Annotated in this window: 27 protein-coding genes and 3 riboswitches; of the genes, 6 read left to right on the top strand and 21 right to left on the bottom strand. The window is 45.3% G+C overall.

Annotated elements, in window-relative coordinates; genetic code table 11:
* Positions 1–66: 66 nt before the first annotated feature.
* Entirely contained in the window at positions 67–1,035 is a 969-nt protein-coding gene (locus tag ABWW58_RS16295; protein WP_353870131.1) for a hypothetical protein, read from the top strand.
* Positions 1,036–1,509: 474 nt separating this feature from the next.
* On the opposite strand, the gene ABWW58_RS16290 is transcribed toward ABWW58_RS16295, so the two are convergent.
* From ABWW58_RS16290 to ABWW58_RS16275, 4 genes are all read right to left on the bottom strand, one after another.
* On the bottom strand, positions 1,510–3,102 hold the full coding sequence (locus ABWW58_RS16290) for a hypothetical protein (protein WP_353870130.1): 1,593 nt from the start codon (positions 3,100–3,102) through the stop codon (positions 1,510–1,512).
* A 1,259-nt stretch (positions 3,103–4,361) separates the two neighbouring features.
* On the bottom strand, positions 4,362–4,601 hold the full coding sequence (locus ABWW58_RS16285; protein WP_353870129.1) for a hypothetical protein: 240 nt from the start codon (positions 4,599–4,601) through the stop codon (positions 4,362–4,364).
* A gap of 223 nt (positions 4,602–4,824) precedes the next feature.
* The gene (locus tag ABWW58_RS16280) at positions 4,825–5,166 is read right to left on the bottom strand and encodes a hypothetical protein (protein ID WP_353870128.1); all 342 of its coding nucleotides are present in this window, start codon (positions 5,164–5,166) and stop codon (positions 4,825–4,827) included.
* Positions 5,167–5,178: 12 nt separating this feature from the next.
* A riboswitch (SAM riboswitch) is annotated at positions 5,179–5,271 on the bottom strand.
* A 91-nt stretch (positions 5,272–5,362) separates the two neighbouring features.
* Positions 5,363–5,465: riboswitch (SAM riboswitch) on the bottom strand.
* Between the two features lie 79 nt (positions 5,466–5,544).
* Positions 5,545–5,934: a LysR family transcriptional regulator gene (locus tag ABWW58_RS16275; RefSeq protein ID WP_353870127.1), complete on the bottom strand. Its 390-nt coding sequence runs from the start codon at positions 5,932–5,934 to the stop codon at positions 5,545–5,547.
* Between the two features lie 139 nt (positions 5,935–6,073).
* On the opposite strand from ABWW58_RS16275, the gene ABWW58_RS16270 reads away from it, so the two are divergent.
* The 3 genes from ABWW58_RS16270 (at position 6,074) to ABWW58_RS16260 (ending at position 9,440) form a co-directional block, all read left to right on the top strand.
* Positions 6,074–6,850, top strand: a complete 777-nt coding sequence (locus ABWW58_RS16270) for a hypothetical protein (RefSeq protein WP_353870126.1) — start codon at positions 6,074–6,076, stop codon at positions 6,848–6,850.
* A gap of 132 nt (positions 6,851–6,982) precedes the next feature.
* Positions 6,983–8,377: a dipeptidase gene (locus tag ABWW58_RS16265; RefSeq protein WP_353870125.1), complete on the top strand. Its 1,395-nt coding sequence runs from the start codon at positions 6,983–6,985 to the stop codon at positions 8,375–8,377.
* A 196-nt stretch (positions 8,378–8,573) separates the two neighbouring features.
* Positions 8,574–9,440, top strand: coding sequence for an aldose epimerase family protein (locus ABWW58_RS16260; RefSeq protein ID WP_353870124.1), 867 nt, complete (start codon positions 8,574–8,576; stop codon positions 9,438–9,440).
* Between the two features lie 62 nt (positions 9,441–9,502).
* Here the strand turns inward: ABWW58_RS16260 and ABWW58_RS16255 are convergent, their stop codons facing one another.
* From ABWW58_RS16255 to ABWW58_RS16200, 12 genes are all read right to left on the bottom strand, one after another.
* Positions 9,503–9,841: a hypothetical protein gene (locus tag ABWW58_RS16255; RefSeq protein ID WP_353870123.1), complete on the bottom strand. Its 339-nt coding sequence runs from the start codon at positions 9,839–9,841 to the stop codon at positions 9,503–9,505.
* 298 nt (positions 9,842–10,139) lie between these two features.
* Complete coding sequence (locus ABWW58_RS16250) at positions 10,140–10,397, bottom strand: LysR family transcriptional regulator (RefSeq protein WP_353870121.1); 258 nt, start codon at positions 10,395–10,397, stop codon at positions 10,140–10,142.
* Positions 10,398–10,606: 209 nt separating this feature from the next.
* The gene (locus tag ABWW58_RS16245) at positions 10,607–11,173 is read right to left on the bottom strand and encodes a PilZ domain-containing protein (protein ID WP_353870120.1); all 567 of its coding nucleotides are present in this window, start codon (positions 11,171–11,173) and stop codon (positions 10,607–10,609) included.
* Between the two features lie 10 nt (positions 11,174–11,183).
* The gene (locus ABWW58_RS16240; protein WP_353870119.1) at positions 11,184–11,900 is read right to left on the bottom strand and encodes an EAL domain-containing protein; all 717 of its coding nucleotides are present in this window, start codon (positions 11,898–11,900) and stop codon (positions 11,184–11,186) included.
* 72 nt (positions 11,901–11,972) lie between these two features.
* Positions 11,973–12,055, bottom strand: a riboswitch (cyclic di-GMP riboswitch).
* A gap of 290 nt (positions 12,056–12,345) precedes the next feature.
* The gene (gene csrA, locus ABWW58_RS16235) at positions 12,346–12,585 is read right to left on the bottom strand and encodes a carbon storage regulator CsrA (protein ID WP_353870118.1); all 240 of its coding nucleotides are present in this window, start codon (positions 12,583–12,585) and stop codon (positions 12,346–12,348) included.
* A 3-nt stretch (positions 12,586–12,588) separates the two neighbouring features.
* A complete protein-coding gene (fliW, locus tag ABWW58_RS16230; RefSeq protein WP_353870117.1) occupies positions 12,589–13,026 on the bottom strand; it encodes a flagellar assembly protein FliW in 438 nt (145 codons plus the stop codon).
* A 9-nt stretch (positions 13,027–13,035) separates the two neighbouring features.
* Complete coding sequence (locus ABWW58_RS16225) at positions 13,036–13,629, bottom strand: DUF6470 family protein (protein ID WP_353870116.1); 594 nt, start codon at positions 13,627–13,629, stop codon at positions 13,036–13,038.
* Positions 13,630–13,663: 34 nt separating this feature from the next.
* Positions 13,664–14,560, bottom strand: a complete 897-nt coding sequence (gene flgL, locus ABWW58_RS16220; RefSeq protein ID WP_353870115.1) for a flagellar hook-associated protein FlgL — start codon at positions 14,558–14,560, stop codon at positions 13,664–13,666.
* 6 nt (positions 14,561–14,566) lie between these two features.
* The gene (gene flgK / locus ABWW58_RS16215; protein ID WP_353870114.1) at positions 14,567–16,081 is read right to left on the bottom strand and encodes a flagellar hook-associated protein FlgK; all 1,515 of its coding nucleotides are present in this window, start codon (positions 16,079–16,081) and stop codon (positions 14,567–14,569) included.
* 21 nt (positions 16,082–16,102) lie between these two features.
* Complete coding sequence (locus ABWW58_RS16210; protein ID WP_353870144.1) at positions 16,103–16,582, bottom strand: flagellar protein FlgN; 480 nt, start codon at positions 16,580–16,582, stop codon at positions 16,103–16,105.
* A gap of 36 nt (positions 16,583–16,618) precedes the next feature.
* Complete coding sequence (gene flgM, locus ABWW58_RS16205) at positions 16,619–16,891, bottom strand: flagellar biosynthesis anti-sigma factor FlgM (protein ID WP_353870113.1); 273 nt, start codon at positions 16,889–16,891, stop codon at positions 16,619–16,621.
* A gap of 124 nt (positions 16,892–17,015) precedes the next feature.
* Positions 17,016–17,405: a TIGR03826 family flagellar region protein gene (locus ABWW58_RS16200; protein ID WP_353870111.1), complete on the bottom strand. Its 390-nt coding sequence runs from the start codon at positions 17,403–17,405 to the stop codon at positions 17,016–17,018.
* Positions 17,406–17,725: 320 nt separating this feature from the next.
* On the opposite strand from ABWW58_RS16200, the gene ABWW58_RS16195 reads away from it, so the two are divergent.
* Positions 17,726–18,505 carry a C39 family peptidase gene (locus tag ABWW58_RS16195; protein WP_353870110.1) on the top strand — a complete coding sequence of 260 codons (780 nt, stop codon included), beginning with the start codon at positions 17,726–17,728 and terminating at the stop codon, positions 18,503–18,505.
* Between the two features lie 59 nt (positions 18,506–18,564).
* Here ABWW58_RS16195 and ABWW58_RS16190 read toward each other — a convergent pair whose 3' ends face one another.
* The 5 genes from ABWW58_RS16190 to ABWW58_RS16170 form a co-directional block, all read right to left on the bottom strand.
* On the bottom strand, positions 18,565–19,332 hold the full coding sequence (locus ABWW58_RS16190; protein WP_353870109.1) for a ComF family protein: 768 nt from the start codon (positions 19,330–19,332) through the stop codon (positions 18,565–18,567).
* Positions 19,333–20,775 (bottom strand): ATP-dependent helicase ComFA, encoded by a 1,443-nt coding sequence (locus ABWW58_RS16185; RefSeq protein WP_353870108.1) that lies wholly within the window; start codon positions 20,773–20,775, stop codon positions 19,333–19,335.
* Between the two features lie 552 nt (positions 20,776–21,327).
* Positions 21,328–21,537 carry a hypothetical protein gene (locus tag ABWW58_RS16180; RefSeq protein WP_353870107.1) on the bottom strand — a complete coding sequence of 70 codons (210 nt, stop codon included), beginning with the start codon at positions 21,535–21,537 and terminating at the stop codon, positions 21,328–21,330.
* 60 nt (positions 21,538–21,597) lie between these two features.
* Positions 21,598–22,302 carry a response regulator gene (locus ABWW58_RS16175; protein WP_093673595.1) on the bottom strand — a complete coding sequence of 235 codons (705 nt, stop codon included), beginning with the start codon at positions 22,300–22,302 and terminating at the stop codon, positions 21,598–21,600.
* A gap of 223 nt (positions 22,303–22,525) precedes the next feature.
* The gene (locus tag ABWW58_RS16170) at positions 22,526–23,698 is read right to left on the bottom strand and encodes a sensor histidine kinase (RefSeq protein ID WP_353870106.1); all 1,173 of its coding nucleotides are present in this window, start codon (positions 23,696–23,698) and stop codon (positions 22,526–22,528) included.
* Positions 23,699–24,156: 458 nt separating this feature from the next.
* Here ABWW58_RS16170 and ABWW58_RS16165 point away from each other — a divergent pair, with 458 nt between their 5' ends.
* Positions 24,157–24,798, top strand: a complete 642-nt coding sequence (locus ABWW58_RS16165) for a YigZ family protein (RefSeq protein WP_353870105.1) — start codon at positions 24,157–24,159, stop codon at positions 24,796–24,798.
* Positions 24,799–24,812 lie beyond the last annotated feature (14 nt).

Genomic DNA, 24,812 nt, shown 5'->3' with positions numbered 1-24,812 from the left:
TAAGTTCGACTATTTCATTTAATTGAGCAACATGACAGGTAATAACCGATACAGTCAGGTGATTATATGACAGAAGGACAAAAAGTGATCGGCGGCTACTTTTCGCTTGAGCTGCCTATGAAAACGGAATACCACAGTCAGGCACTTCGGCTGAACAGCGCGCGTTATGCCCTGGAGTATGTACTGCGCGTGCGAAACTATAAAAAAATTTATCTGCCCGCCTATATTTGTGACAGTGTGCTTCAGCCAGTTAAACGCTTGGCTATTAATTATAGCTTTTATCGTATTAATGAGCACTTCGCACCAATTTTTGAACGCGTTCCGGAGGATGATGCCTGTTTCCTTTATGTCAATTACTTCGGCATGAACAGCGACAATGTCCGGAACGTCTGCCACAATCTGAGGCACGTCATCATCGATAATACGCAGGCGTTTTTTGATCGGCCGCAAGCGTGCGTCGATACCCTGTATTCGCCGCGCAAATTTTTCGGCGTGCCTGACGGCGGTTATTTGTATACCGATGCCGAGGAGCGACTTGGACTGGAACGGGATCCGTCCTACTACCGTTGCGACGCGCTGCTGAAGCAAATTGATCTTGACAACACTTCCGCCGAGCCGCTGTTTGAACAAAACGAGGCATATCTGGATACATGTGGAATGCACCCGATGTCCGGTGTGACTCAGCGGCTGTTGATGAGTATTGATTATGAGCAGGTGCGCGCGATCAGAAACGAGAACTTCCGGTTTCTTCACCAACAGATCGGCACATACAATCGGCTGCGCGCGAACTTCGGTAGTGTGAACGGACCGCTGTGCTACCCCTTCCTCATTGAGCATGGGGAACACTTAAAAGATCTTTTGCTGGAGCATCATATCTATGCCAATGATTATTGGCAAGAAGTGCCGTCGCGCGCCCCTCTTTCAAGTTTTGACTATCGGCTCGCCGAAAATTTGGTCGCGCTGCCGATTGATCAACGTTACAATGAGGCGGACATGCGTTTTATTGCGCAAACGGTTCGAAGTTTTCTTGGATAGTTTGGAAGTATGTACAAATTGATGGTACGCCAAGATACATGACTTTATTTTGATGGTCACATCATTCTGAAGGTTTATAACATAATAAAATCGCCGATGCGCAAGTCTTCACCTTCACCAGAGGCTTGGCGAAGCCAAGTTTTCTAATAAATCATTTTGATCCTTGATTAAGTAACGTGGACGGAATAAAATAAGCGGAGATTTTCCGGCTATTTGCATCATGATGCTTGTTTTACAGGTAAATAAGGGTAATTTTTCCGCTTATGCACGGAAAAACCCTCTATTTTCACGTTTTTCGATGCGATAAGCGGAATTTTTCCGTTTATTTCTTAGATTGGGCGGCTTACCTAATCGTCCATCCGAATCTTATGACCATATCGTCGTACCGGCAGGGCAAAACGCGTGCCTTTCTTTCACCATGGCATCTGGTGAACGATGCATAACAAGCAATCGAGTAGTGACCGTTTTCTTACCTCACCACATACGCATCATTTCCTCAACTTTATCTTTGTCCGCCTTCCCGTCTTTCATAAAAACGTTTGGAAAACCAGCGCCGTAACCTCGAATATTCGCTTCGCCGAAGATACCGGCAACTCGATTGCATGTGCTCGCCAGGCTGGAGCGATCATATTTCCTGCAAAAATCATTGAGCTCCTCTCCGTACATCCACTCTCCTTTTGCATGCTGATCAAAGTTGATTACCGAGCACTTGACCTGCTCTATGTCCATTTTCCGACGTGCTGAGAGCATGATCCGATCGATGAAGTCATCGTCAGGCAAGGAATAACCGGCGAAAATAATATGCTGTGCATGTTCGATGGCCACTTTCATGTCATTCTGGATTTCTTGAATAAATGAGGGCTGAGCTGCTTTAAAATGCGTTTGCATCGCAATTGCTGTGTGATGCGCCTCGGTAATGGTCCCGCAATAGGTGCACTGAACCGCATCAAAAATACCTGCGTCAATGGCTTTTTTCTCTTCGAGTGAACGCGGACTCCTCGGGGAAAGCGAGGGAATAATCTGCGGTGGGAACAGGCATGGCGAATCAATGCACCATTCATTCCCCAAATAAAAGGTGAGTTTCCCGCACTTCGGGCATTGCCGAAATCCGTGGCAGCCATGTGGAAAGTAAAATTTGCCGATTCGAATTCGCCTTCCGGTTTGGTACTCACTGTCATTCATTTGCTGCACCGCGGTTTCATTCATCGGAAACCAAGCCGATGGCGATCGGCCTTCAACTTTTCTGACGGCAATAAAATGTACGAGATCATTAAACAGCTTCATTGGCTGTGGTGGATCACCAATCTTCGGGCAATCCGCTGCACTGTTCATTTCCTTATGCGCATTGAAAATCAACCAAAGTAAAATCGGATCCCAGTTCATCGAAATCATGGCATAACTGAATAGATAAAAGTTTCGATCATCAAATGAAATCTGTTTTGCCGTTTTTTGGACACCTTCCTCACGCATTCGATCGGCAAGGATCATGGCAAATTTATAATAGTGTTGATAAAGCGCCTTTGTGTCCGAATCATGCAGGAGCTCCTCATAACCGATAGCATGAATTAATTGCGTCAGCATCGTTAGTGTGCGCCGGGCTGCAATCAGTCGATCAAGCGTAATGAACCGTTGATCAACTTCGATTCCTTTATGCGCTTGAATATGAAGATCAAGCAAATTATATAAATCATCCAGACTGAATCGATGATTTCGATTCCTCGGGCAGCGTTCAATGACCAACTTTACAGCATTCCAATCATAGAGCATTTGCAGGTGCTGCGCGCGATCTTTCGGAATATCCAGCACGCGTATAGCTTCATCCTCGTGACCATGAAATTCCGAATCAATCAGTTCAAGCAGCGCCTTAAGCTCGCTGCGCACCCGTTCATCTGCTTCAGGAATGACCTGATCAATAGCTTTTCCTAGATTCTTATCTGCCTCAGTCAACGTCTGAAACATTTTCCCAAGCTCATTTGTCGTTTTCATATGAAGCGGCTCAGTGGTTCCCGCACCCCAGAAAATTACGGTTTCCGGCCAATATGGATTATAGTTTTCATAATGGATCATTTGTTTTTCACCCTGACTGATCATGCCATATATATCGTCATTTTACCCAAAAACGTACTGATCAGCCCTATGAATAATTTACTGGTAAAACGAAAATAAAGCAGCGGTTTGGAAATGGCTGATTTATCGGAAAAGAGATGGTGGTTGTGTATACCGCCGCCTGGCAAGCTAAACTAAATGGCAACATATGAAAAAACGAGGGCACAGGCCGGTCCTTACTTCCATAGGATGTGGTGACTTTCGCGTTGCATACAGGACGTACTTCCGCAGGATACGGTGGCTTTTGCGTTGCTTACAGGAAGTACTTTCACAGGATGTGATGGCTTTCGCGTTGCTTACAGGACGTACTTCCACAGGATGTGGTGACTTTCGCGTTGCATACAGGATGTATGCGTAGTTAGCGAAAGTTTCCCTTTATAGCGAAAGATCCCTTACATTTAGCGAACATTCCTTTGCCCCAAATACCGTTTTGAATCATCAACCATGTGCGTGAACAGACATCTCTAATGTCAATCATTTTGGTCCTTAATTAAGTAACGCGGCCGGAGTAAAATAGGCGGAGATTTTCCGGTTATATGCATCCTAGCGCTTGGTTCACAGGTACATAAGGATAATTTTTCCGCTTATGCACAGCAAAACCCTCCATTTTCACGGTTTTCGATGCGATAACCGGAATTTCTCCGTCTATTTAAGCTATTTTTTCTTGCATTTTCTAAATAAGCGGAATTTTTCCGTTTATTTCTCAAATTGGGCGCTTACCTGATCGCCCAGCCCAACCGAATCTTATGACTTTATCGTCGTACCGGCAAGGATAAACGGGTAGTGCAGCTTTTTATAGACACAGTGCTAACTTTTTCACATCAACATTTCAGATTTTCCTTTTTTTCCTCATTATAAATTGGTGATAAAAAAAGTCCTCTGCAGTAAGCAGAGAACAAGGTGTGAGTCTTACATTAACAGAAGGATTGAGATTAATCATACTATATCACTATGTTTAGTTATATTTCAAGTGTTTTTTTATCTATCTCGATATATCCGGACAAAATTTGTTACTATTTCCGCTAAGATCTTTTTAGCTGGTTACGATCTATTTACCGGTTGGGACTGATTCGTTTCTCAACTGTTCTTCACTATAAAACTAAAAACGAACATCGCTAAGAAAGTAACGCACTATCTGAGCGATGTTCTCAAAATATTGCTATTTGAAATAAGATGAAGATCTTTTTTTGATCACAAAAGTCCAAAATATGCCTTTAAAATTACTTCATTTTGCTCATCATGTCCATCATATTGGTCATCATTTCGTCGCATTTGTGCATACAGCTCATCATTTCATCCTTGCTCATCATCATGTCGTCCATCATCATGTCCATGCCCGACATTCGTTCCATCATCATCTGCATGCATTTCATTTGGCACATCATCTTGTCCATTTCCATCATCATCATCATATTCATTGGCATCATCATTGATTTGTTCATCATGTCCATCTTTTCCATCGTAAAATCCCTCCAAAAAGTTTATTTGCGGAAAAGGTTCTATTTCAACAGCTCTTCCCACAACTCAAACTTACCATGAAAAAAGGGATTATCAAAGCAGATCTGCAGTTTCAAAAAGATAAGTGAACAGCAAATAAGGCATAAAAGCTTGCTTTCATGCCCATTACCACTCTTCAATTGATAAAAAACTTCTATGAATCGCGCCGATTACCAAGAACCGCGCTTATTTGCAGATTCTTTGATTTTGAACCCTCAGTCGGTCAATTTCTTTGCCAAGTTCAACACGGCGATGCTTCAGTGCAAACAATTCTGCAGTAATGTCATCGTTCAGAAGCTGCTGCCCTGTATGCAGGGATCGATACAACTGAAGGATTTGGCGATTAACATCCCGAAACTGATCCTGTAACTCTGTTTCCCCATCTGCTTTTGGTAATTGGGACCGTTGAGCGCATTCTGCAAGTTGCTTTTTGATTTCAGTTTGCCATGCAAGATCGTTGAGTTGTTTCGCATAAAGATACAAGTCTAAATAATCATCAATTTGTAAATCATTCGTCTGTGTTGTCATATAAAAAACCCCTTCTTATCTTCATTCCGGAATTAGCACGGTACTTTATAAAAGCCCGTTGCTGAGACTTCACAGGGCCGGTCCCTCCGCCTCTCTAGATAAGAATGATCCGGCTTCTTTGCATCAAAGCAAAATGAAAAACGGTCATTTCTCTTGAAGATCAAGAAAAATAACCGCTGCGCCGTTCGCATTATTTTTCTTATCTTTCAGAATAAATCTGCTGGAATTAACACCGTGCGCATTGCTGCGTTGGTTGTCGGGTTTCATTGGGCCAATCCCTCCACCACTCTAGATAAGATTATTTGATTGCTATTAGTTTATCGTGAATCCTGTTCCTTGTCAACAGTTAAATTAATACTTTTCTTATCGGAATTAATTTCATTGGATTTTTTTGCTTGAATCATGTGAGCTTTCGTTTATATCGCTAAGATTGTGTGCTTTATGATACATTGACACCATCCGCTTCGCAATGGGAACAAGCTTCTCGCCTTGTGCGGACAAGCGAACGCCGCGCCCTTGCCGTATAAAGAGGTCTACATTAAGCTCCTTCTCAAGTGCCTGAATTCGCGAGGTGACCGATGGCTGCGACAGAAACAGTCTTTTGGACGCGCCATGAAAACTATGACACGTGACAACCATTAGAAATGTATTCAATTGGTCGATCGTCAAAGCTGCATCACGTCCTTTGCCGCATTCAGATGAATCGTAACAGTACCACGCTATTTCAAGTGTTGTTACGATTGTACGATCGTAAAATCGTTTCGTCAATGATTATTCCGATAATTTTTATGCGTTTTATTACAATTGATAAATCTAAGACAAATGAAACAAGCCGGTACTGGAAACAGTATTACTAGGAGAGAACAATTTAATCAGGGCAAATACGCACCTAATAAGGAGCTCATTCATGCAGACAACGAAACTTACTCATACTATTCTTGATGTGATCTTGAAGATGCCGGGATTGAAAGTCAATCGTGAGGATTTTTTCAGGCGCGCATTTCCAAAAGAAGATATGGAGCGACTGATTGATAGTGGACCCGCACGTTATTTCGGACAGGCGGAACTTGAGAAGCGAGCGACACAACTGATTCAGAGTGCGACCTGGAAGAGCTCTGCGATGTCATTCGCGGCGGGGATTCCCGGAGGCCTTGCCATCGCGGCGACCATTCCCGCTGATACGACGCAGTTCTATGCGGTTGCGCTGCGTCTTGCTCAGGAGCTTGGTTATCTTTATGGACGCGAGAATCTATGGGGCGATCAGGATCTCTCAACAAAAAAGGGCCGTGAAACCTTGATCCTCTATCTTGGCGCGATGCTCGGTGTCAGCGGAACGGGCGCAATGCTGCGCGTTCTGTCGTCCAAGCTGTCTGCGCGAGCACTCGAGCGTATTCCGCAAAAAGCGCTGGAGCAAACCATCTACTATCCGCTAATCCGCAAGATTGCCGCGTTTTTTGGTTCTAAGGTAACGAAGAGAACGTTTGCCCGCGGTGTATCGAAGGTTGTCCCCATTTTGGGCGGCGCGGTGTCCGGCGGGATCACCTACGCGACGATGAAACCGATGGCGCGCCGGCTCCAAAAAGAGCTCGCGAAAGGTTTATCAGATGATCCGGAAATCATGGAGCGCGATTTATCGGAACTAAAAAAGATCGGTAGTGCATCCATATCGCCGATCCGAAAATAATTGGGCATACCGACAGGTGACTTGTTCAGCTGTTTTTTCAGCATTGGCACATGTTTCCATATTCGGATTTACAGTGTTGTCGGAATAAACTAAACTAGAAGTAGCCTGACAATTTTTAAGGAAAAAATTTATTTGTACAGTGGGAGATGGTCCATCATATCTGATCAATGGCATGATTATTTGGCTAAAAATCAAGAACGTTTTCTTAAGGAATTTATCGAATTGCTGCGGATTCCGAGTATCTCTGCTGATCCGGCGTATGCGAAGGATGTACGTGCTGCTGCGGCGTGGGTTGATAATCGGTTGGAAAAGGCGGGGATTGAGCATGTACGAACGCTGGAAACCGGTGGTCATCCGGTTGTTTATGGTGACTGGCTGCATGCGGAAGGACAGCCGACGGTCCTGATTTACGGACATTTTGATGTGCAGCCGGCAGAACCGCTTGAACTGTGGGATTCCGATCCGTTCGATCCGGTGATCAAAGATGGAAAAGTGTTCGCGCGTGCGGCTACGGATATGAAGGGCAATCTGCTTTTGCCCATTGTTGCCTGCGAGGCTTTGCTCAATACGGACGGCACGCTACCGGTAAACATTAAATTTCTGTTCGAAGGTGAAGAGGAAATCGGAAGCCGGTCATTCAGCGGTTTCCTTGAGAAACATAAGGAACTGCTCGCATGCGATCTCGTGATTAGTGCCGACAGCGGCGTAGGTACGGAGGAAAATCCTACGGTTGGCACCGGTGTGCGCGGGGTCTTTTCGATGCAAATCAATGTGAAGACGGCGGATATGGACATGCATTCCGGATTCGGCGGCGGGATCGCGCCGAACGCGATCCATGAGCTGGTCCGCATCCTTGATTCGATGCGTGATGAGGACGGCCGCATTCTGGTTGACGGCTTCTATGATCAGGTTCATGCGCTGTCTGATGAAGAAAAAGCTCAAGTCGCCCAATTTGATTCTTTCCCGGAAGGTATCCGCGAGAGTGTCGGTTTCAAAGAATTCTTTGGTGAACCTGAGTTTACGCCAATGGAACGCGGAGTTGCGCGCCCTACCTTGGAAGTCAATGGCATTTGGGGCGGCTATCAAGGCGCAGGCGGCAAAACGGTCATTCCGTGCGAGGCTCATGCTAAACTTACTGCGCGCCTTGTTCCGGATCAGGATCCGAAAAGGATTCAAGAATTGATGGAAGCGCATATTAAGGCGCACACATTCCGCTCGGTGGACGTAACGATTGAGGACGAGCATGGAACGCCTCCATACCGCGTGCCTGGTGATTACCCGGCACTTAAGGTGCTCGAAAACGTGTTGGAAGAGATGACCGGGCATCCGGTAAAGCGTCAATGGGCAGGCGGTTCGGTTCCGGTCACCAGCCTGTTCAAAGATATGCTTGGCGCAGAAACGTTGTCGCTCGGCGGGTCGCAGGATGACGAACGTCCGCACGCGCCAAATGAATTTTACCGTTTGAGCAGTTTCACGCGCATTCAAAAAGCGTATTGCCTGTTCCTGCAGGAGCTAAGCAAGAGCTAACAGATAGGCAGCTGCCGCTGGGTGATCTACTGCCCGGCGGTTTTTTCATTGGCTTGACGTCATCTTTTCATCATTTCTGTTAAATTTTTCACATATTAATGTAAGCGCATTATTTTTTTGTTAAAGTAAGTGTATGAGCATCAAAGATGTGCACTCAATTATGCTTAACTAACTATAAACTAAACGAGGGATCTGTATGTATCAGGTTAAAGAATTTGATCAGCAAGGATTACATTTTTTCCGGCTTTCGGACGATGCTTCTTACGTAGATATCTGCCCTGAGCGCGGTGGTATCGTGACAGGTTTTCATACCGATGGTGAAGACGTACTGTTCATGAATGAGGAGACGCTTTATGACACAAGCAAAAACGTGCGCGGCGGCATTCCCGTCCTCTTTCCAATCGCCGGTCAGCTTACCGATAAGACGTACGAATGGAACGGCGCCGTCTATCACATGGACAACCATGGTCTCGCGCGCACCCGTCCTTGGCAGGTGATCCGCAGTGCTGCCGACGATGATCGAGCGGCAGTAAAAATTTCCTTCCACAGCACTGAAAAGACGCGCGAATCCTATCCATTCGACTTTGAGGTTGTGCTTACCTACACGCTGGCAGACGGTCAATTGACGGTCGGTCAAACCATCAGCAACCTCTCCAACGATGCGATGCCGGTCTATCCCGGTTACCATCCCTATTTTAAACGAGCAAACCAAAAGCTTCATATTAAGAGTAAAGCCGCGACCTGCCTTGATTACAATGATCATCAAATCAAACCGTTCAGTGGCGAAATCGATATGCATGGTTTGAAAGAATCCGTTGTCCTGCTTGACAGCGGTGATCCGCAGCTTGAATTTGATTTCAGTCCGTCAAAGAAGGTTGTCATCAAGCAAGATGCTCGCTACAAATATACCGTGCTCTGGGTTGAGGGGAATCAGCCTTTCGTGTGCGTTGAACCATGGACCGCACTCACCAATACATTCAATGAAGATAAGTCCGAAGCACTCATGGTCAAGCCAGGCGAACCTCTTGAATTGACCATTGCCATTTATCTTGAAGAACGTTGATTATCCGCGTGCAGAAAACGGTCGTCCCTTTTTTGAGACGACCGTTTTATTTTGATCTCGCATTAACTAATGCGGCGATTTTGCTCTCTTATTTGTCCAATCTCGGCTTCCAATTCCAACCTGCGCTGCTTCAACGCATAGAGCTCATTGGTTATTTCCTCAGTGAGTTCGACATTGCGATTCCGCAATTGCTGATACAAGCCCAGGATTCTGCGGTTCACATAGCCTAATTGCACGCGCAGATCGCTTGCTCGCGCGCGCTCGCGTTCTGCCGATTCCTTCAGAAGGGCGGCAAGATTACGTTTAATTTCTTTTTGCCATTCATGATCTTTAATTCTCGTGGCGAAGAGATACAGGTCCAGATAGTCATCAACTTTCATGTTATTCAGATGATTCATCATGTGTAGCATCCTCCTTATATCATACCTTCATCATTCTTCGTTCGTCCCGGCATCTTTATGGCTAGGCTACCAGTAGTGCTGCAGCAAGCCTGCTACAATTCATGAGGAAAAAAGGTATTTTGTCCATTTTATTAAAGGATCACAAAATTGTTACACTTTATAATAATTTGAAAAATAAATAGGCATTTACTTCAATTATTAGGGTCACATATCCCTAACACAAGGATTCAATTAATTTTTCTTATTTTATCGTGAAGATCTGAATCTGTCAAAAGATTAATTCAGACACGGTGAAAAGTCAGGCATTTTTCAGCTCCTCCTTCGCCTGATGGTAAAGGAGAAGAATGGTTTGCGCGTACGGCAGAAGTACTGCGCCTTGATTAGATAGGGAGAAATGTCGTCTGGAACGAATGAATAACGTCGCATTCAATTCTCTTTCAAGCATTTGAATTCGTGTGGTGACTGTTGGTTGGGTGAGAAATAATTTGCGTGATGCGTGGCGAAACCCTTTATTGTTCACGACGGCAAGGAATGTTTCAAGTTGATCAATGGTCATTGTCTATCACTTTCCTCTCAAATTCTCGAATCATTTATCTTCGGAATACGGTGCCGGTTCGAATGCTCCGACACCCTTGACCTCATGAAATGGTTGGAGAAATCTGCGATAAATCATTGATAGTTCAGATTTTTATTCGTTAAAACAAAACGGTTCTCTGAGCTCTATTGTGTAAGATCCTCATATCCGCATCCATTAATAACGACCGTTTACTGGTCGGCCGCGGATTTAAATAGCTTTCTTGATAATTCTTTCTGGTTTATGTATAACTGAATCTCTGTCTCTTCTTTTACACTTAAATTCAGAAACTGAATGCCATAGTTAATTGTAGCATGACCATGCTTCGTTTCTTTTCTGACGACCATTCCGTTAACATGAATCATCGTTCCATCCACTTTCGCAAAGGATAACGAGACATCCACCTCTTCCTTAACAGGAAAATCAATGCTGCATTTAATTTTCATGCCACCAAGACTAATATCAAGCATATCGACCATAAACGATTTATTATTCAAGCGCTGTAATGTTCGCTCACCAAAATCAAGCACTTTCACTGAACATTTTTCATCTTTAAGCACAACACGATGATGTCTGCGTCTTTCTCCTGATTGTTCTTCCGAATTATTCTTTTTGTAAACCTTTTGCCTGAGATTTGTTATGAGTTTGCGATCTTTGCTTATAATTTTATTATAGTGAAGAATGAATGCTGACAAAATCGCTAATAAAAATAGACCCTCAATACCTGCTCCAAGAATGATTACTAGATTATCTGACATAAAAAACACCTCACATTGATTTAGAAATCGACTGTGGCCTCCCGATTGCAAAGCCTTGCGCAAATGACACACCAAGCATCTGCGCACAAGCAATATCACATTCGGTTTCCAGTCCTTCAAAAATTAATTTGGCATTGAACTTTGTGCAGTAGCGGACAAGAAATTCAACATAAGCCTGTTTCTTTCTCGATTGGGTCAAACCTACTGAAAAATAGCGGTCCAATTTAATGTAGTCTGCATCAATTTCGATTGTCCGATTGATAGTGTCGGCACCTTTACCAAAGTCATCAACCGCAATCAAAATACCCATTTTCTTCAGGAAATTTATAGCTGTTAACAGTGCGGTGAAATCAACAATACTCTCGTGTTCGACAATCTCCAATACGATCTGATGAGCTGGGAAGGAGCAGTGGTCGATCATTTGAAGAATAAATGGAACAAAGTCTCGATGCAGGATTGTCGATGGATAGACGTTAAGAAACAGCTTTTTGCCTTTATTAGCAGGTCCATCAAGAGCGAAGGTGCGAAGCGCTTTTCGCAGTGAATGGATATCGAATTCAAATAGCTGGTTTTTCCTGATTGCCCGCCGAAACGCTTTTTCAGGATTGTGGAAAACACGTGAGCGAAACAGGGCTTCATAACCTTCAACCTCAGCAGTTTGCAAACTGACAATCGGTTGATAATGATGAAAAAATTTTTCTTTCCTGTGAACACAAATAGACCACATGATTTCTTCGCCTCTTTTAATCAAAAACGGCGCACCGAAACAAATGTGGAAGATAAATACGATTTGCTTCCTTTCGGTAACCCGGCGACCTTAGCTTGCGCTTTAGGCCCGTAGCTTTGCGGCCCTATTTTTCAATAGGTGTGCCATTTCGATTGAAATAATTTTTTATACTGCAATTATTACGCAATAGGAATAATGATTCAAGGACATATGAACCATATTGACCTTATATAAAATTTTTTGATCAACAAATGATAGGTAAGCGAATTCATTATACAAATTTAAGTAGATCGCCTTATGGGCTCATACAAGATGGGGCATCCATCACGTACAAGACGAATTTAAGAAAGGCTAGCCGTCGATTGGCACTCGGACCATTCGCTCAAAATGTTCCATTGAAAACATTATTTTGTTCAAAATAAAAACACGGTTGCCCGCGTTATGGTCACTGATCATTTGTTTTCATTGATTTCATTGCGTTGAGTATATCAGCCGGTAGATTTCCACTCACAGCGCGGTTGTTCTCTTTGCGAATGGCTTCATAAATCTCGCCGCGATTGACATCAACCTTCCGCGGTGCCGTGATTCCAAGTTTGATCTGGTCACCTGCGATTCCGACTATCTTTACCTCGATATCATCACCGATTCGTATTGACTCACCAAGTTTTCTGGTCAAAATAAGCATCGGTCACACCCTCTTTTCCGTGAGTGGAGCAGTGAGCGGCGTTCTGAGCGAGTAGTCGGATTGCTCAGGGATATACTGTTTGCCTGTCTTGTTTCTAACATTAATGATGATCGGCGCTTTAAGGTTAACCGTCGATTCAGAGAATGGGTTGCGCACACTGACGATGACCCAAACCGCGACATCCTTCTGTGATTGGATTTCAAGCTGCTGAACAAGATGATCCGGCAAATCAACACTGAAGTGGTCAAAATATAAAAATGGAGACGTGACAATAAACGCGACATCTGCATCATCAATGGATTGAAGAATGGAAAACGCTTCGCCAAAAGGCTGAATAATAAACTGTTTATCATTTGCGAAGCCGGGAATGCCATTCGCGAATGACAGGACATCGGCTTCTTTAATTTCCTGTTTGCCAAAGTATTTGGTTTGAATGATCATGAGACATCGTTATCCTTTCTCGTCGATGAAAATGCCGGCCGCCTGAATGTCGAGTGATGGATACTGAGCCATCGAAATGTTTACTTGACCCGGTTGATAGGTATACTCAGGCGCATGCGTCGTCGCTTGTATTGCCGGTGCATGGATCTGCCAATTCACGTCAAGACGCGCAGGCGTTACATCATAGCTGACTGCTTGGAATGCCGGAGTGCTGCCGGTATCATACTTTGTGCCAATAACAGCCGCTGAGACATTAGCAGCTGCCTGCTGGGCAAACAGATTTTTCCCCTTGTTCCGCTCAATATGCAGAAGCTCGTCTCCCTCTTCGGCATGACGAGCGATGCCATCCAGAACTGCCTGCTTCCCCGCATCCGCAGCTTCTGCAATTCGAACTCTGGCGGATTTGAGGTCTAGGTTATGCCAAGCGGCCGATTGATCGATCTTCACTTGAGCCGGCTGATGTTCAATTGTCAATTCCGCTTTTGGCTGTTGTATGGATTGTTCGGACTTCGGCTGGCGAATCGTTTGAGAAGCATTCTGCGTACTAATCGATATCCTGCCGAACACCTGCCGCATTTCCACATGCGGGAGAATCTTCGCCATAGTCATCATCCTATTTTGTCAGATCTGCGCTAGGTCAACGTAAAAAGTCGACAAGTGACGTTTGAATGATCTTCGCTCCGACCGATAATGAAGCATTATAGACATTCTGTTGTTGATTTAGTTTAACCAATGTCTCTGCATAATCCGCATCTTCGTTGTTTGCCATCACATTCGTCGCGACGGTTTTTTGCTCGGACAAGCGGTCCTTAGTCAAATCAATACGATTTGTTTTCGCACCTAGATCCGCTTGAGCTGTACTTACTCCGTCCAAGTGCGTATCTATTTTTCCAAGATATTCACTGATTTGCGAACCCGTTGCCGTACCGCCGTTCAGCATACCGCTTAATTCCTTTAAGTCACTGAACATTGAGGCGGTGAACACCTGCTTCGGATTGACATTAATCGCCATTTGGATTCCATCATTAACGGCAACAGAAAAGTCCGGATTATTCAGTGCAATTTGATTAATTGTTACAGTTCCATCCGACGCTTGAGTTAACAACGGATTCGCCGAATCGCTGCCGCTGAAAATGTATTGGCCGCCGACCTGTGTATTCCCCAAAGTCACCAGCTGCTGAGTCAGCTGATCCACTTCCACGCCAATCGCCTTTCTCTGATCGGCCGTGTATGTATCCGTGCTCGCCTCATTGGTCAGTTCGCGGACGCGGTTCAGCACATCATTCACTTGTTGCAATGTGTCATCAGAACTATCCAGCCATTTATAAGCATTCGTTACATTCTTTTGATATTGTTCCACATGACTGACATCTGTACGGTAAGAAATGCCCATCGTCGCGACAACCGGATCTTGAGACGGACGCGTAATTTTTTTGCCGGATGCCAGCTGACTCTGGTAATCCGCAAGCTTACTGTAGCCGTTTGAAATATGCTGTAAAACGCTATTGGTCATCATTCCTTGAGTGACGCGCATCGTTTATCAGCCTCCCATCTTGTTAATCAACGTGTCAAGCATTGTATCAAGTGTCGTAACAACCTTTGCCGCAGCACCATACGAATGCTGGAATTGGATTAGATTGGTTAATTCTTCATCGAGTGAAACACCGCTGACCGATGAACGTCTGTTTTCCGCCGCATCGAGCATGGTTTGCGAGTTGCTGGTAAATTGATTGGCAGATTGAGCGTTTACGCCAATTTGTCCGATTAAATTCTGCAAGTAGGTTTTTAGCGTCATGGTTTCGCCTGAAGGATCGTTGAGATCAACAACATATTTATTCGTTGCGATCACATCAGCCATCGCCGTGGCACCGCTGTTGTCGCCGCTTGGCATCGATTTATTGGCCGCGGTGACATCGCTTCCTGCCAGATTACTGTTCACATGAATGTTTGCCGCGGTAACTGTTCCATCAGCTGCTCCAAGAAAGAAATCACCTTTTGCGGTATCATACCCCGCTGTATTTTCGTATGCCGCATTGAATTTGTCCGCCAATGCGCTTGCCATGTTGTCCAGGCTCTTTAAAACACTCGGGTAATCAACAGTATAAGCATCAATCAAGCCTTGAAGTTTTCCAGAAAAACCTGTGAGTTTATCGGCGATCACGTTCGTTTCATCATCGGACTTAACCATTGAAACAGTGACTGTTGGTGACGAGCTGTCCGATACGTCAATCGTCGACTTTAAATGGTTGTTCGTCATTGCCTTACCATCAACCAAAGTCGCGCTAGGCGAATAAGAAGCCCCATTGGCATCGACCAGCTCAATCGTATATTTTCCTTCCGCGAGCGGCGACGGATTGCCGTCGCTTTCCACTTTTGTCACCTTAATGTTGACTAATTGCGCTAGTTTATCGGTCAACGCGTCGCGTTCATCATACAGATCATTCGAAAGAAACCCGTTTGCCTCTTGCTTGTTGATTTCTTTGTTGAGCGCGTTGATTTGATCGGCATAGTTATTGACCAGATTCGTATTCTCCGTAACCTGCTGATTCAGGTTATTTTGAACCTTGCCTAAAGATACGGCAATATAGTTAAACGTATCGGCAACTGCCGATCCCTTTTGCAGAACGACGGTGCCTGTGCCGGCAGTTCCCGAATTCCCCGCCAAATCCTGAAGCGATTGCCAGAATCCATCGAGCTCAGAAGAAATGCCTGTGTCCGTAGGTTCATTCACAATATCTTCCATTTGGCTGTATGCGTCGCTGAGCGAGCTCCAATAGCCATTTTGATTTGAATTATCACGCACCTGGAGATCGACAAATTGATCACGGATGCGAACAACCGCTTCGTCGTTCACACCGGTTCCGACCTGTCCCGCACCTCTTGCAGCGTTGATACCAACGCCGGGATAAGGAAGCCACGTGGTCAAATTAACCCGCTGGCGTGAATAGTTATCGGTATTTGCGTTTGATATATTATGTCCTGTTGTCTGAATCGCTGATTGCGTCACTTGCAGTGCCCGCTGCATCATACTCAAGCTTGAAAAAATCGGGATCACCGGTAGCACCTCCGCCTTAAGTTATGTTCGAGAGTCAATACGTCCGCTAAAGACGGATGACGGAGCTTGTCCGTCTCTTGGATTTTGATAATTATTTAATGTGTGTGTCTTTGGTCGCAGTAAGCCTATGTTCAGCTTTACCCATAGCAATGAGTCGCGAAGAAGTTCCTGGTTCAGCGTATTTACCTGTTTCAGCGCATACACGCTATTCGCCAAATCAAGGTATATTCTCTGCCAATCACCGCGCTCTTTCTCTTCGACAACCGCTTGCTCCCATTCCGCAAAGGTCGCGCCGTCATTGCCAAGATCCGCTTCAACTATAGTCGAGCGTTCTTTTTCAAGAACACGCAATTTCTCTACGAGCGGGCTCTCTTTTTTCGTGATCTTGCTTAATGCCGGAGCATTTCCGCACTTAACCGCCTCTGTCTTCTCAGCAGCAAGTGCGCGGAGTACGTCATGGCATTCGATCATCGTTGTCATTAGTGTTTTCATGCGCTCCACAGACAAGCTTCTTCACTCCTCACGGCCGCGTCCGTATTATTTGTTCCAAAATCCGTACATCTTTTCCGCAATCTTGGCAGATGGAACATGATAAGTTCCGTTCTCCACTTGCGCCTTGATCTGTTCGATTTTTTCCTGCCTGGCTTCTTCCAGCTTCTGCGTCCCTTGCAACCGTTTCGCCGCAGTTGAAATTTCAACTTTATCATTTGTCTTCAGCGGACCCGAAGCACTCGAATTCTGTTCGTCCGGCTTCGCTGTCTGATACTTATTAGTATAGGATTGTACAGGCTGATAACGATTAATTTTCAATGAATTCACCTCATCTCAGAGGAATTTACCGTATAATTTGTCAAATGAATGGGTTTTCTTTTTATCTATTACATGGTTTATATCGGTCGTCAAGAGAAAACCTTTAGTTTTCAGAACATTTTCTTCAGGTATGGTACGTTTTACCTTTTACATTTGCTACCTTCTTCGATTCAATCTGCGCGCGTTCCATATCACGCTCAAGATCCTTAAGACAATGGTCGCAAAGGCTGCCTGTTTGAATCAATCGCCCGCATGATTTGCATGGATACCCCAGATTTTGGAAAAGAGCGGTTTGAAGTCTGCCCTCACGGATCCATTGATAAATCCAGTCTATAGAGACACCTGTCGCTTCATGAACCTGAGGGACTGTAGACATTCTGTTTTCTTGCTTGCGAATAAAACGATATACGGTCTCAAACATCTCATCTTGTTTTTTTAAACAGTTAGGACAGTACGGAGAAGTTACTCGGACATAAAGTTTTCCGCATTCCTTACAATTTTCGAGTTCGGCCAATCGAATTCCTCCTTACGTCACGTGCCCAAAATGCTCATAATTCAAGCAACGCACCTGAATGTATTATCGGCAAAGCGTCGGTAAATTTTAGCGGCATTGTCACAAATTGAGTAGAAGAGAATTCCGGCATGGTGGTAAACTAACAAAGCATCAGTCATTTTACTCAGTTTAGCATCTGCTATGCTTTCGCGCTATGAGGCGGATGGCCGAATACAAAAGCGCGACTCACATGACACGAATTTAGGTACCTGGTTTTCCACGCCACGCCTGACTTTTATTAAAGCGAGTTAATGAACCGCGCAGTGAAAGGAGATGGCCTGATGCGCACATTTAAGAAAAATTGGCTGGGCTGGTTTCTTGCATTAGATGTTCTGCTCGCCATGCTGCTCTTTGCGCTCTACTCACCCGAAAACCGCTCCATCGGAAAAAAATGGATTACCGACGTGACGTATGAAGCGGAACAAGTTAAAGATGACGCTTTCGAGGGACCAAAGAAAAAAAGTTCTGTTCAAATCGATGCGCCGCAAATTCGTCAAAAACCCGAATTACCGCGCGGCTGCGAAGTTACATCGCTCGCGATGCTTCTTCAAAAAGCGGGCGTACATGTCGGAAAAATGGAGTTAGCTCGCAATATCAACCGAGTGCCGTATTATCAAAATGGGCATTTTGGAAATCCAAATGAAGGCTTTGTTGGGAGCATGGAGGAGTTTGACAAACGCGGATATGGCGTTTATCATGAACCGCTCGCCTCGCTTGGCCGCCACTATCTCCCGAGTCGGATTATTGACCTCAGCGGCAAGTCGTTCGATTCGGCCGTACTTGCTCAGCTGCAGAATGGAATTCCGGTTGTTGTGATCACAAACGCAACTTTCAAGCCTTTAGCAAAGCGTTATTTTCATGATTGGCGCACGAACAGCGGGATCGTAAAAGTCACGAATCAGGAGCACTCGGTTCTCGTGACCGGTTATGATCAAAACCATATTTTCTTCAATGATCCTCTTGGAAAAAAGAACGCAACCGCAGATCGCGCCACTTTTATTCAGGCATGGGAACAGATGGGAAAACAAGCGGTCAGCTATCGAAAGTCATCCGTTTTTTAACCATAGTGAAACAGGCTTCGTCACCGAAAAGGATGGCAAAGCCTGTTTCTTTTATTTCTTTATCCGTGAATGAGTGTCAGCGAGTCGATCTCGACGGGATTCGCTTTGGCTAAAGCTTCCGCTGCCAGCCGTATAGTCGCTCCTGTAGTATAAATGTCATCGATCAGCAGCACTTTTTCCCCCTCAATAAGTGACGCATAGTCCGCATTGATTCGAAATGGCGTGACGCGCTCCATTAAGCGTTCCCGACGATTTTTCTTACTTTGCTTCGGTTCATGCTTGTCGCGAACAAGCGCGTTCGTGACAGGAGCCCCCATTTTCTCAGCCAGCACTTCTGCTTGATTAAAGCCGCGTTCTGCCAACCGCGCGGCGCTTAGCGGTATCGGCACGATGATAAATGATGCATCCGTTTTGTCCGATAAACGAAAGGCGGTGCGTGTGCCATGCTCCTTTTTAATCCATTGGAAAGTCTTCCTCAGTTCACACGTAAACCCGTCCGCCAAAATTGAATCACCACGAAACTTAAATTGGTTGATTATCTCCTTGATGAATTCATTATAGCTGTACACAGAGTAATTCTTGCCGTACAGCCCGTTTCGACCGCTCTTTCTCCACCAAACACAATCCCGGCATATTCGATCACGTACTGTTTCCTGATCAAGCAAAGACAGATCTCGTCCACAATAGAGGCAGTTATTGCGTCGATTGATCCGTTTCAGGCTGCCACGACACGCGGAACAAAATCCTGTTTCAGTTTCCGGAGAGAGGAGCGTGCGAAAGGTCAGCGGTTCACAACGCTCGGCCTTGCAGAACAAGCACAGTGCCAATCAAAGCGCCCCTTCCTTGTTCATTTGCTTAATTTGCCCTAACGCTCGGACCATCGCCAGTGTCTTGCCATTGTGAAAAAAGACAAGGTCACCAGCGGGGTATTCCGCAGATCGACCGACACGTCCCGAAATCTGAACGAGCGCGCATTCGTCAAAAACAGGATCATCTGCTCCGACAACACATACCTCAACACCGGGAACTGTGACGCCGCGCTCAAGGATCGTTGTGGTCACAAGAATGTTAATTTTCCCATTACGAAAATCGGCGACCTTCGTGTGGCGATGCGGATCTTCAGCATGAACGCCAACAGTTCGGTCAAAAGCTTCTCTTTGTAAAATTTCTGTCAGATCCCGCGATAACGTGACCGATGGAACAAACACGAACACTTGCCGTTTTTGTTCCATTTTTTCCGTCAGCCACACGCGAAGCGGTGCGGGCAATTGTCCTTTCTGAATCGCTCGCAGCCAGCCGCCGATCCAATGGAATCGGGGTACAGGCAGCGGGTGTCCATGATAGCGTCTTGAAAGCTTAACGCCGCGCAGATTCCCGGACAAATAAGCGCTTCTTAAGGCTGCCGGCGGTGTAGCGGATAGATAGGCGAACGGCGCGCCGGGTTTGGCGGCTTTCCGAACCGCAAATTCCAGCATCGGATCAAAGTGAAAAGGGAACGCATCAACTTCATCAATAAATACACAATCAAAGCATTTTGAATAGCGAATGAGCTGATGCGCAGTTGAAAGAACAAGAGGAGCTTCAGCTCGCACATCGTCGCTTCCCGCATAGAGGCCGCTTATCGGAACGCTTGGGAACGCCGCGCGCATACGCGGCAATAATTCGCGAACGACATCCGTGCGTGGTGTCGCAAGAACTATGTGCTTTCCTTTCTTCAGCTGATGTTCGATCGCTTGGTACATAATCTCGGTCTTTCCCGCTCCGGTAACTGCCCAGATCAGGAATGATTCCCGTGCTGTCAGTGCCTGATCCAGCGCTTCCGCTGCCGCGTTCTGATCGTTCGACAAACGGCCGTCCCATGTGCAAAGCTGTACATCATTGCCAGTGGAACAGGTCCATGATTCAGGCTCAGGTCCAATCCATGTTACGAGCTTGGTACATGAGCGCACGATCCCCATAGTGAGACAATGGCGGCAGTAGACACATTTTTTTCGGCAATGACTGCATGCGCAGGTTGCGAATGCCTCTTGATCGCGATTACCGCAGCGTGCGCATAGCCATTTCTTTCGACCGGACAACAGATCGAAAATGTTATCATTCAGTGACTCGATTCCAGGGCGGACAGCGACATACCCATTCTTTACATGCTCTTTGAGGACTTTATCAGAAAAGGGCAGCTCCTCAGCACGGAACTCTCTTCCAAATAAAAAGCGCTGCATGTCGAGATGATAGCTGGGAAAATAGTCATTTTTGCGGGAAAGCAGAAGCATTGGCAAACCTTCTTTCGGAGAATGAGTGGGGATGGCGCCTTGACATAAGTGACAGTGTGTTCAAAGGAATATGCGATGGGGCAAATGATGGTGTCATGCGTAGTGGATAGAAATGGTATAGATAATCATTTCGACAATAATCGATTATATCCTTCATTCATTGAGAAAAAATTTTGATATCTTCCACGGTACAGAAAATTCGGGCAAAAAGCGCCTGATGCTTTCTAATTGAAGAGAAACTTAAACTTAGTGAACAGTAGAGACGGAGTGTGCAGCAAATTCGTTACGAATTTAGGTGACTTCGTTACGATTTTGAGCTCTTTCGTTACGATTTTCCTTCGGTTCGTTACGAGTCTGGAAATTCGTTACGACTTCTCCTCTCTTGAGTTCGACTTTGGTCGCATTCGGTTCAACTTTCCGATGGTTAGGTTCAACTTCGAGTCTTCGGTTCGACTTTTCCTCTCTTGGGTTCGACTTTGATCGTGTTCGGTTCGACTTCGGGTCTTCGGTTCAACTTTGATCGTGTTCGGTTCGACTTTCCGATGGTTCAGTTCAACTTCCGCTCTTCGGTTCGACTTTTCCTCTCTTGGGTTCGACTTTGGTCGCATTCGGTTCGACTTTGGTCGCATTCGGTTCGACTTTCCGATGCTTCGGTTCAACTTCGAGTCTTCGGTTCGACTTTTCCTCTCTTGGGTTCAACTTCGGTCGCGTTCGGTTCAACTTTTCGATGCTTCGGTTCGACTTTGATCGTGTTCGGTTCAACTTTTCGATCCTCAAAAAAAAATAGAGTCGCATGATAACCATGCGGCCCACTAGTACTTCTTAATAAATTTTTACCCAACCGTTCTTAATCGCCTCAACAACGGCCTGCGTACGGTCTTCCACGCTCATTTTCTGCAAGATGTTGCTGACGTGGTTCTTAACTGTCTTCTCGCTGATATAGAGATGCTCGCCAATTGCCCGATTGCTCTTACCGTCCGCCATCAGCTGCAGCACCTCGCATTCGCGGTGCGTGAGAATATGTAGCGGCGGCCGGTATTCAAGATCGCGGAATCCGGAGGGCTCAGTTGAATAGCCTTGAGTTGCGAGGCGGCGGAATTCATTGACCAAATTATGGGTCACCTTCGGATGGATGTAGGCACCGCCTTGCGCGACGATACGGACAGCATCAATCATTGAATCGGCATCCATTTCCTTTAATAAATAGCCAAGAGCGCCAGACTTCAGTACATGTGTTACATAACTCTCGTCGTCATGAATGGACAGAATGATGACCTTAAGACCCGGATGATTTTTAATCAATTGCCTTGTCGCCTCAACACCATTCAGTTTTGGCATATTGATATCCATCAATACAACATCGGGATCAGCTTCCTCGATCAATCGTTCTGCGGTACTGCCGTCGTCTCCTTCCGCGACAACTTCAAAATCAGTTTCCATATCCAAAATTCTCTTCACACCTTCACGAAAAAGGCGATGATCGTCAATCAAAGCAATGGTTGTAACTTTCGGTCTCACATTTGTCACGTTAATTTCTGCTGCAAGACAAGCGAACCGATTCGATAATCTATAGGTATCGCAATCCCAGGCAAAAAAGGATTCCAATAAACAAAGATCGAATAAAGTACCGGATTAAGCACCGATAGACATCGCTCATGATTCGTATATCCCATGCCGCAGCAGTTTTTCACCTCTCTTTTACTCTGTCGAATAAGGATAGGACGCGGGATTCGCCATATCATTTTTTACTTTAGTCAAGCTCGTCTTCCTTCTGAATGGGTATGTGAATCAACACCTTAGTTCCGTGACCAAGCTCCGAATGGATGATTAGTTCTCCATTCAGAAGTTCAGCGCGTTCCTTCATGCCGATTAGGCCGTAACTTCCTTCCTTCTTCACGGACAGATCGAAGCCAATGCCGTCATCTGCAACCAAGATGAGCACTTTATTTTCTCTGTATTCGACCCTGATGCTGATCTGCGAGGGTTTCGCGTGAATGCAGGCATTCTGCAGTGCCTCCTGAATCAGCCTGAATAAAGCGGCTTCAATTTTTGATTGCAACCTTTTCTCTTTGCCAATGCTGCTGAATTCAATACGCATGTGAGGATATTCTCCATTCACGCGATGAAGATATTTCTGGAGTGTTGGAACAAGGCCCAAATCATCAAGACTCATTGGGCGCAGATCATAGATAATCCTGCGAACCTCAGCTAAAGCGCCTTGTACCATTACTCTGTATTTTTGCAGCTCTGCGTGCGAGGCTTCCATTCCCTCTTTTTGACCGACGCGTTCCACTACGTCAAGACCGAGCAGCACCTGTGCAAGGGTTTGGGCAGGACCATCATGAATCTCACGCGACAGCCTCTTTCGCTCTTCTTCAACCGCCTCAATAACTTTGAGACCAAAAGCGCGCTGCTCCCTCGCATTTTCGATGACTTCGCCCACTTGCTTCAGATCACTCGTTAAGTAATTCAGGACAACGGTAACTTGTCCAACCAAGGTTTCCGCTTTTTGGATGGTTGCCTCTAATTGAACCAGTCTGCGTTCGAGCTCATTCCGCCTCTTCTTCATCTGTCGTTCCATTTCGCGAACAATAGATAGATCGTTTTGAATCGAATTCGCTGTTTCGTAGGCGTGACGGATATCCTCTTCCCCGTACTGATTAAAAGCTCTACTGATCTCAGCCAAATGGCCTCTCGACTTTCTCGCTTCGATTTCGAGTGTGTCGCTTCGATCAATAATACCTTTCAATTCTTGCCTAACAAGTTGGAGTTCTTTAACCAGCGCGTCATGCTCTTTACGTGATTCCTCGCCAATCTCGAAAATTTGAGATTTGCTGTCGCTCACATTATCAATCATGCTATTGATAATTTTATCAAGATGCTTGACATCAAGTGCCGCATTTATTGGTTTGCTGGTTGACATAATTTCCCTCCATAATAAATGTAGCCGAACAACTACATACGTGCTAGCCACATTATGCCTATCTGTGTATAGGTAAAAAGAACTAACTTATTGGTAAATGGTATTTTTAACACCATGATACCACTTCTAATAGTTAGTGATGTGCTCCACCATTTTCATTCTCTATAAGTTTTATGCCCTCTATACCCATTGTTTCTTAACGCCAAACAATTGGCAAGTGTAAATGTTACCATGAAAATAGGTCACAAATCATATACCGGTCAACACTATTTTTAAGCCTACCGACGAAAGTACACCAATGTATGTCGAATGATGAAGTGGGACATCCATCTTTTGTCTCTCCTTTTAATTGACGAGAGTCACTGCCTTTACTTTCGACAATAAATGTGCAAGATTTAAAGTTATATCATTAATTGTCGCGCATGTTACTATTGCCGAACTAAAGAAAGGAGCAAACGATGGCACTGGATGCTTACATTACCGTTAAGAAAAATGCACTTATAGAAACAGAAATCAAGCGTTCTCGATTTATCTGTGCTGTCTATCCTATCAATGATGAGCGCGAAGCCGATCAGCTGATTCAAATTGTTCGTAAAGAACATTGGAAAGCGAATCATAATTGTTTTGCCTATATCATAGGAAAGAAACAAGAAATTCAAAAAGCGAGCGATGATGGTGAACCAAGCGGCACGGCCGGCGTTCCAATGCTTGATGTGTTGAAGCGTCGCGGTATTTGCAATGTGCTCGTTATCGTCACACGTTATTTTGGCGGCATCAAGCTCGGTGCCGGCGGATTGATCCGCGCTTACGCTCACGCAGCAAGCAACGGTCTCAACGCTGCGGAAGTCGTGAGACAGGTACCTTCCGATCAATGGAGCGTTAGCGTTGACTATCATCTGAGCGGCACGCTGGAAAATAAACTACGCGAATCGCATTACGCCGTCAATAATGTGAGTTACAGTGACAAGGTCACCTTTGACATTTACACGAGCCAAGTGGACAGTCCCATTTTTAGTGAATGGATCACCAATCTGACAAGTGGGCAGGCACAGACGCGCAAACAACGCGAACTTTATATATCGGAAAAGATTTCATCCTAAAGAGTTTACGTTTG

The organism is Sporolactobacillus caesalpiniae (assembly GCF_040513385.1).
Classification (GTDB): Bacteria; Bacillota; Bacilli; order Bacillales; family Sporolactobacillaceae; genus Sporolactobacillus.
The sequence above is the reverse complement of the archived record's forward strand: the minus strand, read 5'-3'. Positions and strand labels throughout refer to the sequence as shown.

Excerpts from the sequence above, each read along its gene's own strand:
- ABWW58_RS16295 (WP_353870131.1), top strand. The coding sequence starts at position 67 with ATGACAGAAGGACAAAAAGTGATCGGCGGCTACTTTTCGCTTGAGCTG.
- ABWW58_RS16290 (WP_353870130.1), bottom strand. The coding sequence starts at position 3,102 with ATGATCCATTATGAAAACTATAATCCATATTGGCCGGAAACCGTAATT.
- ABWW58_RS16285 (WP_353870129.1), bottom strand. The coding sequence starts at position 4,601 with ATGGAAAAGATGGACATGATGAACAAATCAATGATGATGCCAATGAAT.
- ABWW58_RS16280 (WP_353870128.1), bottom strand. The coding sequence starts at position 5,166 with ATGACAACACAGACGAATGATTTACAAATTGATGATTATTTAGACTTG.
- ABWW58_RS16270 (WP_353870126.1), top strand. The coding sequence starts at position 6,074 with ATGCAGACAACGAAACTTACTCATACTATTCTTGATGTGATCTTGAAG.
- ABWW58_RS16260 (WP_353870124.1), top strand. The coding sequence starts at position 8,574 with ATGTATCAGGTTAAAGAATTTGATCAGCAAGGATTACATTTTTTCCGG.
- ABWW58_RS16255 (WP_353870123.1), bottom strand. The coding sequence starts at position 9,841 with ATGATGAATCATCTGAATAACATGAAAGTTGATGACTATCTGGACCTG.
- ABWW58_RS16250 (WP_353870121.1), bottom strand. The coding sequence starts at position 10,397 with ATGACCATTGATCAACTTGAAACATTCCTTGCCGTCGTGAACAATAAA.
- ABWW58_RS16245 (WP_353870120.1), bottom strand. The coding sequence starts at position 11,173 with ATGTCAGATAATCTAGTAATCATTCTTGGAGCAGGTATTGAGGGTCTA.
- ABWW58_RS16240 (WP_353870119.1), bottom strand. The coding sequence starts at position 11,900 with ATGTGGTCTATTTGTGTTCACAGGAAAGAAAAATTTTTTCATCATTAT.
- csrA (WP_353870118.1), bottom strand. The coding sequence starts at position 12,585 with ATGCTTATTTTGACCAGAAAACTTGGTGAGTCAATACGAATCGGTGAT.
- fliW (WP_353870117.1), bottom strand. The coding sequence starts at position 13,026 with ATGATCATTCAAACCAAATACTTTGGCAAACAGGAAATTAAAGAAGCC.
- ABWW58_RS16225 (WP_353870116.1), bottom strand. The coding sequence starts at position 13,629 with ATGGCGAAGATTCTCCCGCATGTGGAAATGCGGCAGGTGTTCGGCAGG.
- flgL (WP_353870115.1), bottom strand. The coding sequence starts at position 14,560 with ATGCGCGTCACTCAAGGAATGATGACCAATAGCGTTTTACAGCATATT.
- ABWW58_RS16195 (WP_353870110.1), top strand. The coding sequence starts at position 17,726 with ATGCGCACATTTAAGAAAAATTGGCTGGGCTGGTTTCTTGCATTAGAT.
- ABWW58_RS16185 (WP_353870108.1), bottom strand. The coding sequence starts at position 20,775 with ATGCTTCTGCTTTCCCGCAAAAATGACTATTTTCCCAGCTATCATCTC.
- ABWW58_RS16170 (WP_353870106.1), bottom strand. The coding sequence starts at position 23,698 with ATGTCAACCAGCAAACCAATAAATGCGGCACTTGATGTCAAGCATCTT.
- ABWW58_RS16165 (WP_353870105.1), top strand. The coding sequence starts at position 24,157 with ATGGCACTGGATGCTTACATTACCGTTAAGAAAAATGCACTTATAGAA.